Annotated in this window: 16 protein-coding genes; 15 read left to right on the top strand and 1 reads right to left on the bottom strand. The window is 50.8% G+C overall.

Annotated features, from left to right (window positions below; genetic code table 11):
- Positions 1–102: 102 nt before the first annotated feature.
- From H3L95_RS07315 to H3L95_RS07275, 9 genes are all read left to right on the top strand, one after another.
- Positions 103–627: a DUF4189 domain-containing protein gene (locus tag H3L95_RS07315; RefSeq protein WP_094105936.1), complete on the top strand. Its 525-nt coding sequence runs from the start codon at positions 103–105 to the stop codon at positions 625–627.
- Between the two features lie 181 nt (positions 628–808).
- Positions 809–1,306 (top strand): DUF4189 domain-containing protein, encoded by a 498-nt coding sequence (locus tag H3L95_RS07310; protein WP_040667944.1) that lies wholly within the window; start codon positions 809–811, stop codon positions 1,304–1,306.
- 182 nt (positions 1,307–1,488) lie between these two features.
- Positions 1,489–2,004 carry a DUF4189 domain-containing protein gene (locus tag H3L95_RS07305; RefSeq protein ID WP_003756080.1) on the top strand — a complete coding sequence of 172 codons (516 nt, stop codon included), beginning with the start codon at positions 1,489–1,491 and terminating at the stop codon, positions 2,002–2,004.
- A gap of 60 nt (positions 2,005–2,064) precedes the next feature.
- Positions 2,065–2,607 carry a chorismate--pyruvate lyase family protein gene (locus tag H3L95_RS07300; RefSeq protein WP_182096130.1) on the top strand — a complete coding sequence of 181 codons (543 nt, stop codon included), beginning with the start codon at positions 2,065–2,067 and terminating at the stop codon, positions 2,605–2,607.
- Between the two features lie 157 nt (positions 2,608–2,764).
- Positions 2,765–3,682: a 4-hydroxybenzoate octaprenyltransferase gene (gene ubiA, locus H3L95_RS07295; protein ID WP_003756083.1), complete on the top strand. Its 918-nt coding sequence runs from the start codon at positions 2,765–2,767 to the stop codon at positions 3,680–3,682.
- 282 nt (positions 3,683–3,964) lie between these two features.
- Positions 3,965–4,414, top strand: a complete 450-nt coding sequence (ptsN, locus tag H3L95_RS07290; RefSeq protein WP_003743926.1) for a PTS IIA-like nitrogen regulatory protein PtsN — start codon at positions 3,965–3,967, stop codon at positions 4,412–4,414.
- A 3-nt stretch (positions 4,415–4,417) separates the two neighbouring features.
- Positions 4,418–5,380 carry an HPr(Ser) kinase/phosphatase gene (gene hprK / locus H3L95_RS07285; RefSeq protein ID WP_003756089.1) on the top strand — a complete coding sequence of 321 codons (963 nt, stop codon included), beginning with the start codon at positions 4,418–4,420 and terminating at the stop codon, positions 5,378–5,380.
- Positions 5,361–6,215 (top strand): RNase adapter RapZ, encoded by an 855-nt coding sequence (gene rapZ, locus H3L95_RS07280; RefSeq protein WP_003756091.1) that lies wholly within the window; start codon positions 5,361–5,363, stop codon positions 6,213–6,215. Before hprK ends, rapZ begins: the two co-directional genes overlap by 20 nt.
- A gap of 43 nt (positions 6,216–6,258) precedes the next feature.
- Complete coding sequence (locus H3L95_RS07275; RefSeq protein ID WP_003756094.1) at positions 6,259–6,489, top strand: hypothetical protein; 231 nt, start codon at positions 6,259–6,261, stop codon at positions 6,487–6,489.
- Here the strand turns inward: H3L95_RS07275 and H3L95_RS07270 are convergent.
- Positions 6,486–6,641, bottom strand: coding sequence for a hypothetical protein (locus tag H3L95_RS07270; protein WP_003776816.1), 156 nt, complete (start codon positions 6,639–6,641; stop codon positions 6,486–6,488). The genes H3L95_RS07275 and H3L95_RS07270 overlap by 4 nt on opposite strands.
- Positions 6,642–6,644: 3 nt before the next feature.
- On the opposite strand from H3L95_RS07270, the gene ylqF reads away from it, so the two are divergent.
- The 6 genes from ylqF to H3L95_RS07240 all read left to right on the top strand — a co-directional run bounded on the left by ylqF (position 6,645) and on the right by H3L95_RS07240 (position 12,838).
- On the top strand, positions 6,645–7,586 hold the full coding sequence (ylqF, locus tag H3L95_RS07265; RefSeq protein WP_003756097.1) for a ribosome biogenesis GTPase YlqF: 942 nt from the start codon (positions 6,645–6,647) through the stop codon (positions 7,584–7,586).
- A gap of 174 nt (positions 7,587–7,760) precedes the next feature.
- Entirely contained in the window at positions 7,761–8,363 is a 603-nt protein-coding gene (gene scpB, locus H3L95_RS07260; protein WP_003756102.1) for an SMC-Scp complex subunit ScpB, read from the top strand.
- Positions 8,364–8,719: 356 nt separating this feature from the next.
- Complete coding sequence (gene recN, locus H3L95_RS07255; protein ID WP_003756104.1) at positions 8,720–10,381, top strand: DNA repair protein RecN; 1,662 nt, start codon at positions 8,720–8,722, stop codon at positions 10,379–10,381.
- A gap of 150 nt (positions 10,382–10,531) precedes the next feature.
- Positions 10,532–11,488 (top strand): glutathione synthase, encoded by a 957-nt coding sequence (gene gshB, locus H3L95_RS07250; protein ID WP_040667947.1) that lies wholly within the window; start codon positions 10,532–10,534, stop codon positions 11,486–11,488.
- A 284-nt stretch (positions 11,489–11,772) separates the two neighbouring features.
- Entirely contained in the window at positions 11,773–12,165 is a 393-nt protein-coding gene (locus H3L95_RS07245) for a diacylglycerol kinase (RefSeq protein ID WP_003756111.1), read from the top strand.
- A gap of 193 nt (positions 12,166–12,358) precedes the next feature.
- The gene (locus tag H3L95_RS07240; protein ID WP_009311228.1) at positions 12,359–12,838 is read left to right on the top strand and encodes a copper chaperone PCu(A)C; all 480 of its coding nucleotides are present in this window, start codon (positions 12,359–12,361) and stop codon (positions 12,836–12,838) included.
- The last annotated feature ends 162 nt before the right edge of the window (positions 12,839–13,000 follow it).

Raw genomic sequence — 13,000 nt, 5'->3', positions numbered from 1 at the left:
TTTCCAAAGGACTGAAGTTTTTGGGTTCGTTGTTAATGTGCCTTGGGATTAAGGATAAAGGGAGTAACACAATGTCTTTGGTAGTAAGAAATGGAGGATGAAATGGTAAAAAGAATATTTTTAGTATTTTCTATGGTATTAAGTGGGTTTATCTCTGCCGACGGGCTGAATGCCATCAATGATCCAGTGATGAATCCCTGTATTCAACGTCCTGATTTGGCAGGGTGTAGCGGTAATAATCAGTCAGTGAGGCAATCTCGCCAGATTATCAATATTCCTAGCCGTTGGGGTGTCATTTATTATAATCCTGCCAATGATGCGGTGGGCTATGCAGAGAACAATACTGAAGGTTATAAATCTGCTCGACGTGAGGCACTAGAAATGTGCATTAGATCGGGAGGGGGCAAAAATCCATCTCATAGGGATGGTGAGGGTTGTCGTTCTGTAACTGAGTACAAAAACAGATGTGGTGCTATCGCAGTGAGTGATAAAAGTTATGCTGCAAAAAATGATGTTTATCTTGAAAAAGCAGAACAAAAAGCTCTTGAGGGGTGTGGTCAATATTCAAATGGCTGCAAAATATTTTATTCAGGCTGTTCCCGTCACCCCGACTATCTTCGTTACTAATGATTTTTCAGACGGTCTTTTTAAGATTCTAGGTCGTCTGAAAAATTTATGCAGTAACCAAGCAATATTCCATCGCGACTAGGCATCGCTCAGATTACGATCATGCAGGGCGGCTTGTGAAATGGCGAGATATAAGCCCAAAAAGATGATAGTGGTACTGTAATAAAATAAAGGATTCATAATGAAAAAAATTCTTTTCATATTTATGATATTAAGTGGTTTTGCTTCTGCCAATCCGTTGGGAGGCAACCCGACAGACGGTTATTGTCAAACTGTTGATGGTAGTGCTTGTGGTTGGAGTGGTGGCAGTTCTTCTTCCCAGCGAGTGTATAAGATTCCGAATCGTTGGGGTGTCATTTATTATAATCCTGCCAATGATGCCGTTGGCTATGCAGAAAATAACACTGAAGGCTATCGTTCCGCCAATAAAGAGGCATTGGCAAACTGCATTAAAGCAGGAGGCGGTCAAAATCCATTGCATAGAGATGGAAAGGGTTGTCGTAAGATGACGGAAGTTCGCAATGCTTGCAGTGCGATTGCTGTGGGCAGTAAAAGCGCTAGTGCAAAAAGTGATGATTATCTAGAGAAAGCAGAACAAAAAGCTTTTGACGGGTGTAGTCAGTATTCAAATGATTGTAAAATTCTTTACTCTGGCTGTTCGCGCCACCCCGATTATTAAATAAGTTTTCAGACGACCTTTTAAAATTTAGAGGTCGTCTGAAAAATTTGATACGGTAACCAAGCAATATTCCATCGTGACTGGGTATTGCTCAGATTACGATCATGCAGGGCGACTTGTGAAATGGCGAGATATAAGCCAAAAAGATGATAGTGGTACTGTAATAAAATAAAGGATTCATAATGAAAAAAATTCTTTTCATATTTATGATATTAAGTGGTTTTGCTTCTGCCAATCCGTTGGGAGGCAACCCGACAGACGGTTATTGTCAAACTGTTGATGGCAGTGCTTGTGGTTGGAGTGGTAATTCTGGTTCTTCCCGAAGGGGTTATAAAGTACCTGATCGTTGGGGGGCGATTTATTTGAATCCTGCTAATGCAGCTATAGGTTATTCAGAAAACAATACCAAAGGTTTCCATTCTGCCAATAAAGAAGCGCTGGCAAGTTGTATTAAAGCGGGAGGCGGCAAAAATCCAATTGGAAAAAGTGGCAAAGGTTGTCAATTAATAAATGAATATCGCAATACATGTGGAGCGATTGCGATTGGCGGAGTTGCAGGTAACGGTGGCTACGGTTCGTCAACCGATTCTTCTTTGAAGAGAGCTGAAGAAAAAGCTCTTGCTGAATGTGGCAAACAATCTGATACATGCACTATTAAATATTCAGGCTGTTCGCGCCACCCCGATTACCGTTATTGATTTGATTTTTCAGACGACCTCTTTAAGATTAGAGGTCGTCTGAAAGTTATTCATTTTGCCATGAAACCCATCAATCTAAACCCCATGAATCCCCCTTTAAATTGGCAAGACAAACTTCCCAGCGAGCTGCCGCAAGGCTGGAACGAACGCGCCGCCGCCTTGTGCCAAGCGCAGTCGCTGACCGCCGCTTTACGCGCCTTGGGCGGCAGTTTTACGGTAAAAGTGCTGTATATAGGCGAACTGGACTGGCAGTGCAATCCATTGGGCGAAAACCATGCCGAAACCGCCGCCCCGCAATTCGTCCGCGATGTTTTGCTGCATCTGGACGGCGTTCCCGTCGTACAGGCGCGCAGCGCGTGCAGCCCGCAATCGCAAGCCTGGCGCGGCGTGTTGGATTGCGGCACGCAGCCTTTGGGCGAGCGGCTGTTTGACGGTACGTTGCCGCTGAAGCGTTCGGCGTTCGAGTTTTGCCTGATGGAAAACGCCGGCGGGCAGGATGATTTCAGACGACCTGTCGCCGCCCGCAGGTCTTATTTTGATTGGGATGGCGAGGTGTTGGAACTGACGGAATATTTTTTGCCGGGGTTGGCGCAGTTTGTGTAGGGCGCGGATATGCCGTTTTTGTATCTTTCTGTAAAAGTTGGGGATAAGAGCCTAGAGAAAATAGTAAAATCTAAAAATTGATTTATAATGAACATAATACGCTAAGCAATAATTACAAATTGATTTATTATACCAATAACATATTTTTCACATTCGCATGAAGATAAGACGTGTTCTCCTACATTTTTTCCCGCGCTATGCCGTCGGACGGATGGTCATATACGGCAAGCTGATGCGCATCGACAAGCCTATCGGCACGTTGTTGCTGCTTTGGCCGACCTATTGGGCGTTATGGGTCGCTTCGGAAGGTCTTCCGCAAGCGGATATTTTTTGGGCGTTTACTGCCGGTACATTCTTTATGCGCAGCGCAGGCTGCGTGATCAACGACTTTGCCGACCGCAATTTTGACGGTTCGGTCGAGCGCACGAAAAACCGCCCCTTTGCCCGCGGGTTGGTTTCTAAAACGGAAGCGATTCTGCTGACCGTCATCCTCTGCCTGCTCGCCGCCCTCTGCATGACGCCGCTGAACCTGTTGACTTGGGTGATGAGCGTTCCCGCGCTGTTTTTGGCGATGACTTATCCCTTTACCAAACGGTTTTTCCCGCTGCCGCAGTTTTATTTGGGGCTGGCGTTTTCTTTCGGGATTCCGATGGCGTTTGCCGCCGTCCGCAGCGGTGTGCCTTCTACGGCGTGGCTGATGTTTACCGCCAATGCTCTGTGGACGCTTGCCTACGACACGATTTATGCGATGTCGGACAAGGAAGACGATTTGAAAATCGGGATTAAAACTTCGGCCATCACGTTCGGCGATCACGATATTTCCGCTTCTATGCTCTGCCATTTTTGGTTTACCGCGCTGATGGCGGTGTTGGGTGTGAAAATCGGCGCGACATGGCCGTATTGGATCATGTTGCCTGCGGTGGTGTGGCTGCAAATCGGTCAATACCATGCCATCAAAACGCGCGACCGCCAGACTTGTTTTAAAGTGTTTTTGGATAACAACTATATCGGCCTGCTGTGGTTTTTGGGTTTGGCGGGGCATTATTTGTGGACTGTGGCTGCTACGCGGTTGTAAGGCAATAAAATGGTTAACACGTCGTCTGAAAAGGGTTTCAGACGACGTTTTACTTTTTGGGGCAGGGTGGATTGATGATGGCGGCTGGGTTTTATCTGGTATCCAAACCCGCCGTAAAACATTTGCCGCCGTTTTCAGACGACCTTGTGTGTGAGTTAAGAAATATCAAAGAAGCAGCGTTTCTTGTTAGCAATCTGAGTGTAAATTGCGTGTTCAGGATTGAGGTTTGTACAGACAGTCGGTACAATTCCATTTCATTTTGCCACATCAAAAGAGATTTCTATGAGCCTTATCGGCGAAATTTTGCCTTTGTCCCATATCGTTTTAGACTTGGAAGTCGGCAGCAAAAAACGCTTGTTTGAAGAAGCTGGCCTGCTGCTTGAACATGAAGCAGAATTACCTCACGGCGATGTCTTCGACTGCCTGTTTGCCCGCGAAAAGCTGGGTTCGACCGGCTTGGGGCAGGGCGTCGCCATCCCGCATGGCCGTCATGCCTGCGTGAAAAAAGCCACCGGCGCGTTTATCCGCACGAAAGAACCGGTCGCTTTCGATGCGCCCGACGGCAAACCCGTATCCCTGATTTTCACGTTGTTGGTGCCGGAAAATGCGACCGGCGAGCATTTGGAAGTCTTGTCCAAACTGGCGGGCAGGTTCTCGCAAAAAGCCGTCCGTGAAGCCTTGATGTCCGCAACCTCTGCCGAGGAGGTGCGCAAACTTCTGGCAGAAGAGTAAAGAATGCCCAGTATATCCGTCCGCCGCCTGTTTTCCGACAATCAGCACAAGCTCCAACTTGCTTGGGCGGCAGGCAATTCGGGTGCGGACAACCGCATCGGAGTAGAGGCCGACAAACCCGTTTTGGCGTTGGTCGGCCATTTGAATTTTATCCATCCCAATCAAATCCAAGTCGTCGGTGTTGCCGAAGCCGAATATCTCAAGCGCCTCGAATCGGGCGAATTGAATTACGATTTCGGCGAACTCTTCGATATCCCCATGTCGCTGGTCATCGTTGCCAACGGTCTGGCGGTTTCGCCCAAATTGCGCGACTACTGCCATAAAAACGACATCCCGCTCTTGACTTCCAAGCTCGAAAGCCCGTATTTGATGGACGTGTTGCGGATTTATCTGCAACGCACGCTGGCGACTTCCATCGTCAAACACGGCGTATTCCTCGATGTATTTGAAGTCGGCGTGCTGATTACCGGTCATTCCGGCTTGGGTAAAAGCGAGTTGGCGTTGGAATTGATTTCGCGCGGACACAGCCTGATTGCCGATGATGCGGTCGAGCTTTTCCGTACCGGTCCCGAAACGCTCGAAGGCCGCTGCCCGCCGATGTTGCGTGATTTCCTTGAAGTGCGCGGTTTGGGCATACTCAACATCCGCCACATTTTCGGCGAAACCTCCATCCGTCCGAAAAAAATCCTCCAGTTGATTATCAACCTGGTCGCTGCCGACGACGATTACATGAAGCAGCTCGACCGCTTGAGCATACGCACGGAAACCGAGTCCATCCTCAACGTTAACGTCCGTTCCGTCACCCTGCCTGTTGCCGTGGGCCGCAACCTTGCCGTATTGGTTGAAGCGGCGGTGCGCAACTACATCCTCCAGTTGCGCGGCAAAGACAGTACCAAAGAATTCCTCGAACGCCATCAAACACAACTCAAAGAAAACGAACAAAACCATGAAAATCGTCCTGATTAGCGGATTGTCCGGCTCGGGCAAGTCCGTTGCCCTCAAACAGCTTGAAGACCTCGGCTATTTCTGTGTGGACAACCTGCCGCTGGAAATGCTGCCTTCTCTGGTGCTGCACCATATCGAGCGCGCCGATGAAACCAAACTCGGAGTGAGTGTCGATGTCCGCTCCGGCATCAACATTCAGGAAGCGCAGGAGCAAATCCAATACCTGCGCGATGAAGGCCATCAGGTCGAAGTATTGTTTGTGGAGGCAGAAGAAAGCGTGCTGGTGCGCCGTTTTTCCGAAACGCGGCGCGGCCATCCGCTGTCGGGGCTGAACCTTACCCTGCTGGAAAGCCTGCAAAAAGAGCGCGAATGGCTGTTCCCGCTCAAAGACATCGCCTACTGCATCGATACATCCAAAATGAACGCGCAGCAACTGCGTTATGCCGTTCAACAATGGCTCAACATCGAGCGCAGGGGGCTTTTGGTTATCCTCGAATCTTTCGGCTTCAAATACGGCGTGCCGAACAACGCCGATTTCATGTTCGATATGCGCAGCCTGCCCAATCCCTATTACGATCCCGAGCTGCGCCCCTACACCGGCATGGACGCCCCCATTCAAGCGTATCTCGACCAGCAGCCCCTGGCGCAGGAAATGGTGGACGACATCGACCACTTTATGAACCACTGGCTCCCGCGCCTGCAAAAAGAAAGCCGCAGCTACGTGACCATCGCCATCGGCTGTACCGGCGGGCAACACCGTTCCGTCTATGTCGTCGAAAAACTCGCCCAACGCCTGCAAGGACATTACGAACTGTTGGTCCGCCACAGACAGGCGCAAAACCTGTCCGGACGCTGATTCCCCTTTTCAGACGACCTTTTCGATATAAAAGGAGAAACCCATGAAACCCATCATCACCCTTACACTCGCCTGTACACTCGCCGCCTGCGCCGCCGAAGTCCCCGCCTACCGCTGGCACCGCACCGGCGCAAGCGAATCCGAAGTTTCCCGTCAAATCAACGTTTGCAAATCACAAGCGCAACACGACGCCAAACACGGACGCGAATCCAAATCCCTTGAGCAATGTATGGACGAAGCCGGCTACTACCGCTACGAACACGGCAACCTCTAAACCTTGAGTGCCCCAAACCAAAAGGTCGTCTGAAAAACCGCGAAGGCTTTCAGACGACCTTTGCACAGAAAACGGACAAACCTCAGGTCGTCTGAAAACACCGCCGAACCACTTTTCAGACGACCCCACCGCAAATCAGACAGAAAGAACAAAACATGGCAATCCAATGGTTTCCCGGCCACATGAACAAATCAAAAAAAGCCATCGCCGAGCGCGCCAAAAGCGTCGACATGGTGATTGAAATGCTGGACGCGCGTATGCCCGCCTCCAGCGAAAACCCCCTGCTTGCCCAGCTTTCCAAAGGCAAGCCCAAGCTCAAAATCCTCAATAAACAAGACCTTGCCGACCCCGAGCGCACCAAAATCTGGCTCGAACACTACAACAGCCGCCCCGACACCCGCGCCATCGCCCTCGATTCCTCCGAAACCGGCGCACACGGCAAAATCACCCAAGCCTGCCGCGCCATGATTCCCCACCGCCAAGGCATAGACAAACCCCTGCGCGTCCTCATCTGCGGCATCCCCAACGTCGGTAAATCTACCCTCATCAACGGCATGATAGGCAAAAAATCCGCCAAAACCGGCAACGAACCCGGCATCACCAAAGCCGAACAACGCCTCTTTCTCGCCGACGACTTCTGGCTCTACGACACCCCCGGAATGCTGTGGCCGAAAATCATCGTCGAAGAAGGCGGCTACAACCTCGCCGCCGGCGGCGCAGTCGGACGCAACGCGCTGGACGAAGAAGAAGTCGCCCTCGAACTCTTAGACTACCTCCGCCGCCACTACCTCCCCATGTTGCAAGAACGCTACCAAGCCGACAAAGACCCCAGCAGCCACTGGGACGACAACTCATGGCTCGAGTGGATAGCCAAAAAACGCGGAGCAGTCCTCAGCGGCGGACGGGTCAACTACCAAAAAGCCGCCGAAAACATCCTCACCGACTTCCGCGAAGGCAAAATTGGCAGAATCACCCTCGAAACGCCGAACCAATGGGAAACATGGCTCAAAAAAGCCCGCCAAAAAGAAGCCGAACTCAAAGCCATTCGCGAAGCCAGAAAGGCGGAACGCAAAGGGCAGAAGCCTGCGGACGAGTAGGGCGGTATAGTGAAATGCCAAAAGAGGTTTCACTGCCCTCAACAAGGTCGTCTGAAACCTCAGAATAAATTTTTCAGACGGCCTGCTTGTAAAATTTAAAACCAACATATAAAACTGAAAAGAGTCCTTGTTTAAGGTCGTCTGAAAACATCAAAACAATTAAATTTCAACGTTATGAACGAAAAACTCCCTCCCGACGCGCTCATCGAAGCTGCGCTTTTGACCCAAACTGAACCCCTAAACGAAAAATCCATGCGCGAATTGTGTGTGCCACCGCTGTCTCAGGACAAATTAATCGACGTGCTGGCGCAGTTGAAAACGCGTTGGCAGGGCAGGGCGTTGCAACTGGTGCATACGCACGAAGGCTGGCGGTTTCAGATTGCGCAGGCGGCTTTCGAGCGGCTGGGCAGCCTTCAGGAGCAGCGTGCGCCGCGCTATTCCCGCGCTGTGATGGAAACGCTGGCGATTATCGCCTACCAGCAGCCGGTGACGCGCGGCGACATTGAGGGCATACGCGGCGTGGCGGTGTCGCAGAACGTGATGCAGACCTTGCAGGACAGAGGCTGGATTGAAGTGATCGGGCATCGTGATTCGGTCGGGCGGCCTGCATTGTGGGCGACGACGCCGACGTTTTTGAGCGATTTGCGCTTGGACAGTTTGGAAGATTTGCCGCCACTGACGGAATTGGGCGAATTGGTTTTGCCTGATTTGATCGAAACGCCGCCGACAGGCGAAGAAGAGGAGCAGGAAGACGCACCGGAGCGGCTGATTAATTAAATCAGGCGGGATTGGCAAAGGTCGTCTGAAAACTGGAAATATAGTGGATTAACTTTAAACCAATATGGCGTTGCCTCGCCTTAGCTCAAAGAGAACGATTCTCTAAGGTGCTGAAGCACCAAGTGAATCGGTTCCGTACTATCTGTACTGTCTGCGGCTTCGTCGCCTTGTCCTGATTTAAATTTAATCCACTATAGGTTTTCAGACGACCTTTTTTCAAAAAATAATATCATTGTATTCAGTTTGTTAGATATAAAATAAGGAAAACTTTATTCAAACTATAAAAAATCTTAGTTATAATCAGCATATCTAAAGTTAGCCGCCGATGTGCGGTCGATTTACTAAGGAATACTACCATGCTGTTGGCACTTTCTCTGCGCGATTTTGTCATTGTTGAAAACCTCAATCTGGATTTCCAAAGCGGTTTTACCGTCTTGACCGGCGAAACGGGCGCGGGCAAATCGATTACGCTGGACGCAATCGGGCTTTTGTTGGGCGATAAGGCCGATTACAGCCAAGTCCGCAGCGGTGCGAAGGAAGCGCAGTTGTCGGCATTGTTCGACATCAGCCTTCTGCCCGATCTCAAAGCCCAATTGCAGGAGCAGGGTTTTTTGGACGAAGATGCGGAAGAACTCAGCATCCGCCGCATCATCGATGCCAAAGGGAAAAGCCGCAGCTTTATCAATAATCAGGCAGCCACGCTGGCGCAGCTTAAAGCCGTCGGCGGGCAGCTTATCGACATCCACGGGCAAAACGCCCACCATTCCCTCAATCAAGAATCCGCCCAGCGCGAATTGTTGGACGCATTTTCGGGTAGCAAAGCGCAGGCGGAAACCGTCAGACAGCTTTATCAAAACTGGGTCAATGCGAAAAAAGCCCTCCAAGAGGCGCAGGAACACGCCGAGACCATCATTATCGAGCGTGAGCGTTTGGAATGGCAGTTCAACGAATTGAACCAGTTGGACGTAAAACAAGGCGAATGGGAAGCCCTCAGCCAAAGCCACGACAGTCTTGCCCATTCTGCCGAGCTGTTGCAGGCTGCCGAAGAAGTCGGCGACTACATTGATGGCGACAACGGCATCCAACGTCAAATTTATCAATGCCAAAAATTATTGACCAATCTGCAAAACATCGAGCCGCGCTTTGCCGAAAGCCTGAATATGCTGGCGAGCATTGAAGCCGAATTGGGCGAAATCAGTGCCAATATGCGCGATGTCGCAGGCCGCAGCGACATCGATCCCAACGAATTGGCGGCGCAGGAACAGCGCATGGGCGAGCTGATGGGGATGGCGCGGAAATACCGCATCGAGCCTGAAGCCTTGCCGCAAAAGCTGGCTGAAATCGACGAGCGCCTGCAAAGCCTGCAAGCCGCTGCCGATTTGGAAGCGTTGACGCAAACCGTTGCCCGCAACCTTGCCGAATATCAGGAGGCAGCCCATGTTCTTTCCGCCATGCGCCATCAGGCGGCGGGCAGGTTGGGCGAGGAAACGACCGGACATATGCAGCATCTCGCCATGAAAGGCGCGCGTTTTGACATCGTCCTGCTGCCGTCTTCCCCCACGGCGCACGGTTTGGAGCAGGTGCAGTTCCAAGTTGCTGCCAACAAAGGCAATCCGTCCCGTCCGCTGAATAAAGTCGCGTCCGGCGGCGAACTTGCCCGTATCAGCCTTGCCTTGCAGGTGGTCACCAGCCAATACACGCAAGTCCCTACGCTGATTTTTGACGAAGTCGATACCGGTATCGGCGGCGGCGTGGCAGAAATGGTCGGCAAAGCCCTGCGCGCTTTGGGTAAAAAACATCAGGTGCTCGCCGTGACCCACCTGCCGCAAGTCGCTTCCTGCGGTGAAAACCATTGGCAGGTGCGCAAACACAGCGAAGGCGAACAAACCGTCAGCGAAATCAGCGTGTTGGACCATCAGCAGCGTATCGAAGAAATCGCCCGTATGCTTGGCGGCGAAATCATTACCGACACGACCCGAAGCCACGCGGCAGAGTTAATCAGCCTTGCCGCCGCTTAAACGCAGAATCGGAGAGGTCGTCTGAAAAGGAAGTTTGTGTAACCATTTACAAACCGCTTTTCAGACGACCTCTTTGCCAAACCGCCCGCGCCCTTTCAGACGACCTCAATACAAGGTATGATTACGTCGTTCGTTTATAAGGAAGTTCCCATGAAAGTCCTGTTTATTGCCGATCCGATGGCAAGTTTCAAAACCTACAAAGACACCACCTATGCCATGATGCGCGAGATGGCAAAACGCGGCTGGCAGCTTTTCCATACCTTGAGCGGCGAATTGTCCGTACAGCAAGGATTGGTGACGGCTCAGGCTGCGCCGTTTGAGTTTCTTGGTGCAAAAAGCGACGATGACCATGAATGGTTTAAAGCAGCAGACAAAGTTCAGACGACCTTGAAAGACTTCGATGCCGTCATTATGCGCACCGACCCGCCGTTCGATATGCAATACCTCTACGCCACCCAATTCCTGACGCTGGCGGAACAGCAGGGCGCGAAGGTCTTTAACAGCGGGCAGGCGATGCGCGACTTCAATGAAAAACTGGCGATTTTGAATTTCAGCCAGTTCACCGCGCCTACGCTGGTTACGACCCGTTCCGCCGATGTCCGCGCATTTTTGAAAGAACACGGCGACATCATCATCAAACCGCTGGACGGCATGGGCGGCATGGGCATTTTCCGCCTGACCGAAAAAGACCCAAACATCGGCAGTATCCTCGAAACCCTGATGCAGCTTGATTCCCGCACCATCATGGCGCAACGCTACATTCCCGAAATCGTCCACGGCGACAAACGCATCCTGATTATCGGCGGCGAAGTCGTCCCCTATGCTTTGGCGCGTATTCCGCAAAACGGCGAAACACGCGGCAATCTGGCGGCAGGCGGGCGCGGCGTGGCGCAGGAATTGAGCGAACGCGACCGAGAAATCGCCGAAACCCTCGCCCCTGAACTCAAACGCCGCGGCATCTTGCTGGCAGGTTTGGACGTCATCGGCAGCAACCTGACCGAAGTCAACGTTACCAGCCCGACCGGTTTCCAAGAAATCATGAAACAAAAAAACTTCGACGTCGCCGCGATGTTTGCCGACGCTGTCGAAGCTTGGTCCAAACAATAATCTCGAAAGGTCGTCTGAAATCCGAATCTGTTTTAGCAAAACCCGCTTCGCTCGTTTTAGCGAAACTCGCTTCACTCGTTTTCAGACGACCCCTTTTTATAGTGAATTAAATTTAAATCAGGACAAGGCGACGAAGCCGCAGACAGTACAGATAGTACGGAACCGATTCACTTGGTGCTTCAGCACCTTAGAGAATCGTTCTCTTTGAGCTAAGGCGAGGCAACGCCGTACTGGTTTAAAGTTAATCCACTATACAAATATAAATATTGATACAAACATTACTTATGAAACCATCTTCTTACGCTGCCGATAAAAAAGGTAAAAGCGGTATCAAACGCATCATCAACGCATTCGGCTATTCCAAAGACGGGCTTGCCGCCGCCTACCGCTATGAAAGCGCGTTCCGCCAAGTATTGTGGCTGAACCTGATTTTGATTGTCTTGACCTTCATCCTCAATTTCGACTCCGCGACCAAAATGCTGCTGATTATTGCGTCGTTTGTTTCGCTGATTACCGAATTGTTCAACACCGCCGTTGAAGCCGCCGTTGACCACACTTCCACCGAAAAACACGAATTGGCAAAACGTGCCAAAGATGCCGGCTCCGCTGCGCAATTGCTCGCTTTGACGATGTTGGGTATCGTGTGGGCGATTGCATTGTGGCGCGGGTATGTTTAAATTTACTTTGAGATGATTTATACTTACTAAGTATTAATTCTCATGAATTAATTTGAATCATTTTGTTTAATCTGAGTCAAAGCATTCAGACGACCATTGCATGTAGGATGAGAACAGTATTACCGACATGCAATGTCGCGCGGAAAGCTTTTGCCGCAACAAAACCACCCATTTCATCATAAAGGAGCAATACATGAAAAAATTATTGGCAACCCTGATCGCAGCAGGTTTGGTATCCACCGCTTCCGCAGCCGGTGTTCACGTTGAAGACGGTTGGGCGCGTGCCACCGTCGAAGGCATGAAAATGGGCGGCGCGTTCATGAAGATCCACAACGATGAAGCCAAACAAGACTTCTTGGTCGGCGGCAGCAGCCCGGTAGCCGACCGCGTTGAAGTGCATACCCATGTCAACGACAACGGCGTGATGCGCATGCGTGAAGTCAAAGGTGGTGTTCCGCTGGCGGCAAAAGGCGTAACCGAGCTGAAACCGGGCAGCTACCACGTTATGTTCATGGGTCTGAAAAAACCGCTGAAAGAAGGCGAAAAAGTACCGGTTACCCTGAAATTCAAAAATGCCAAACCTCAAACCGTACAACTGGAAGTGAAAACCGCACCGCAATCCGGCATGGATCACGGTCATGGCCATGACCACGGTGGCGCGCATCAGCACTAATCGTTCATCGTTTGAACTCAAAAGGTCGTCTGAATATTTTCAGACGACCTTTTTGTTTGGATTAAATTTGAGTCGGTGCAATATAGTGGATTAAATTTAAACCAGGACAAGGCGACGAAGCCGCAGACAGTACAGATAGTACGGAACCGATTCACTTGGTGC

The sequence above is a fragment of the Neisseria sicca genome (assembly GCF_014054945.1).
GTDB classification, from domain to species: Bacteria; Pseudomonadota; Gammaproteobacteria; order Burkholderiales; family Neisseriaceae; genus Neisseria; species Neisseria sicca.
This window is presented reverse-complemented; position numbering and strand designations above follow the sequence as displayed.

Coding starts and splice junctions, on each gene's coding strand:
- H3L95_RS07315 (WP_094105936.1), top strand. CDS start 103: ATGGTAAAAAGAATATTTTTAGTATTTTCTATGGTATTAAGTGGGTTT.
- H3L95_RS07310 (WP_040667944.1), top strand. CDS start 809: ATGAAAAAAATTCTTTTCATATTTATGATATTAAGTGGTTTTGCTTCT.
- H3L95_RS07305 (WP_003756080.1), top strand. CDS start 1,489: ATGAAAAAAATTCTTTTCATATTTATGATATTAAGTGGTTTTGCTTCT.
- H3L95_RS07300 (WP_182096130.1), top strand. CDS start 2,065: ATGAAACCCATCAATCTAAACCCCATGAATCCCCCTTTAAATTGGCAA.
- ubiA (WP_003756083.1), top strand. CDS start 2,765: ATGAAGATAAGACGTGTTCTCCTACATTTTTTCCCGCGCTATGCCGTC.
- ptsN (WP_003743926.1), top strand. CDS start 3,965: ATGAGCCTTATCGGCGAAATTTTGCCTTTGTCCCATATCGTTTTAGAC.
- hprK (WP_003756089.1), top strand. CDS start 4,418: ATGCCCAGTATATCCGTCCGCCGCCTGTTTTCCGACAATCAGCACAAG.
- rapZ (WP_003756091.1), top strand. CDS start 5,361: ATGAAAATCGTCCTGATTAGCGGATTGTCCGGCTCGGGCAAGTCCGTT.
- H3L95_RS07275 (WP_003756094.1), top strand. CDS start 6,259: ATGAAACCCATCATCACCCTTACACTCGCCTGTACACTCGCCGCCTGC.
- ylqF (WP_003756097.1), top strand. CDS start 6,645: ATGGCAATCCAATGGTTTCCCGGCCACATGAACAAATCAAAAAAAGCC.
- scpB (WP_003756102.1), top strand. CDS start 7,761: ATGAACGAAAAACTCCCTCCCGACGCGCTCATCGAAGCTGCGCTTTTG.
- recN (WP_003756104.1), top strand. CDS start 8,720: ATGCTGTTGGCACTTTCTCTGCGCGATTTTGTCATTGTTGAAAACCTC.
- gshB (WP_040667947.1), top strand. CDS start 10,532: ATGAAAGTCCTGTTTATTGCCGATCCGATGGCAAGTTTCAAAACCTAC.
- H3L95_RS07245 (WP_003756111.1), top strand. CDS start 11,773: ATGAAACCATCTTCTTACGCTGCCGATAAAAAAGGTAAAAGCGGTATC.
- H3L95_RS07240 (WP_009311228.1), top strand. CDS start 12,359: ATGAAAAAATTATTGGCAACCCTGATCGCAGCAGGTTTGGTATCCACC.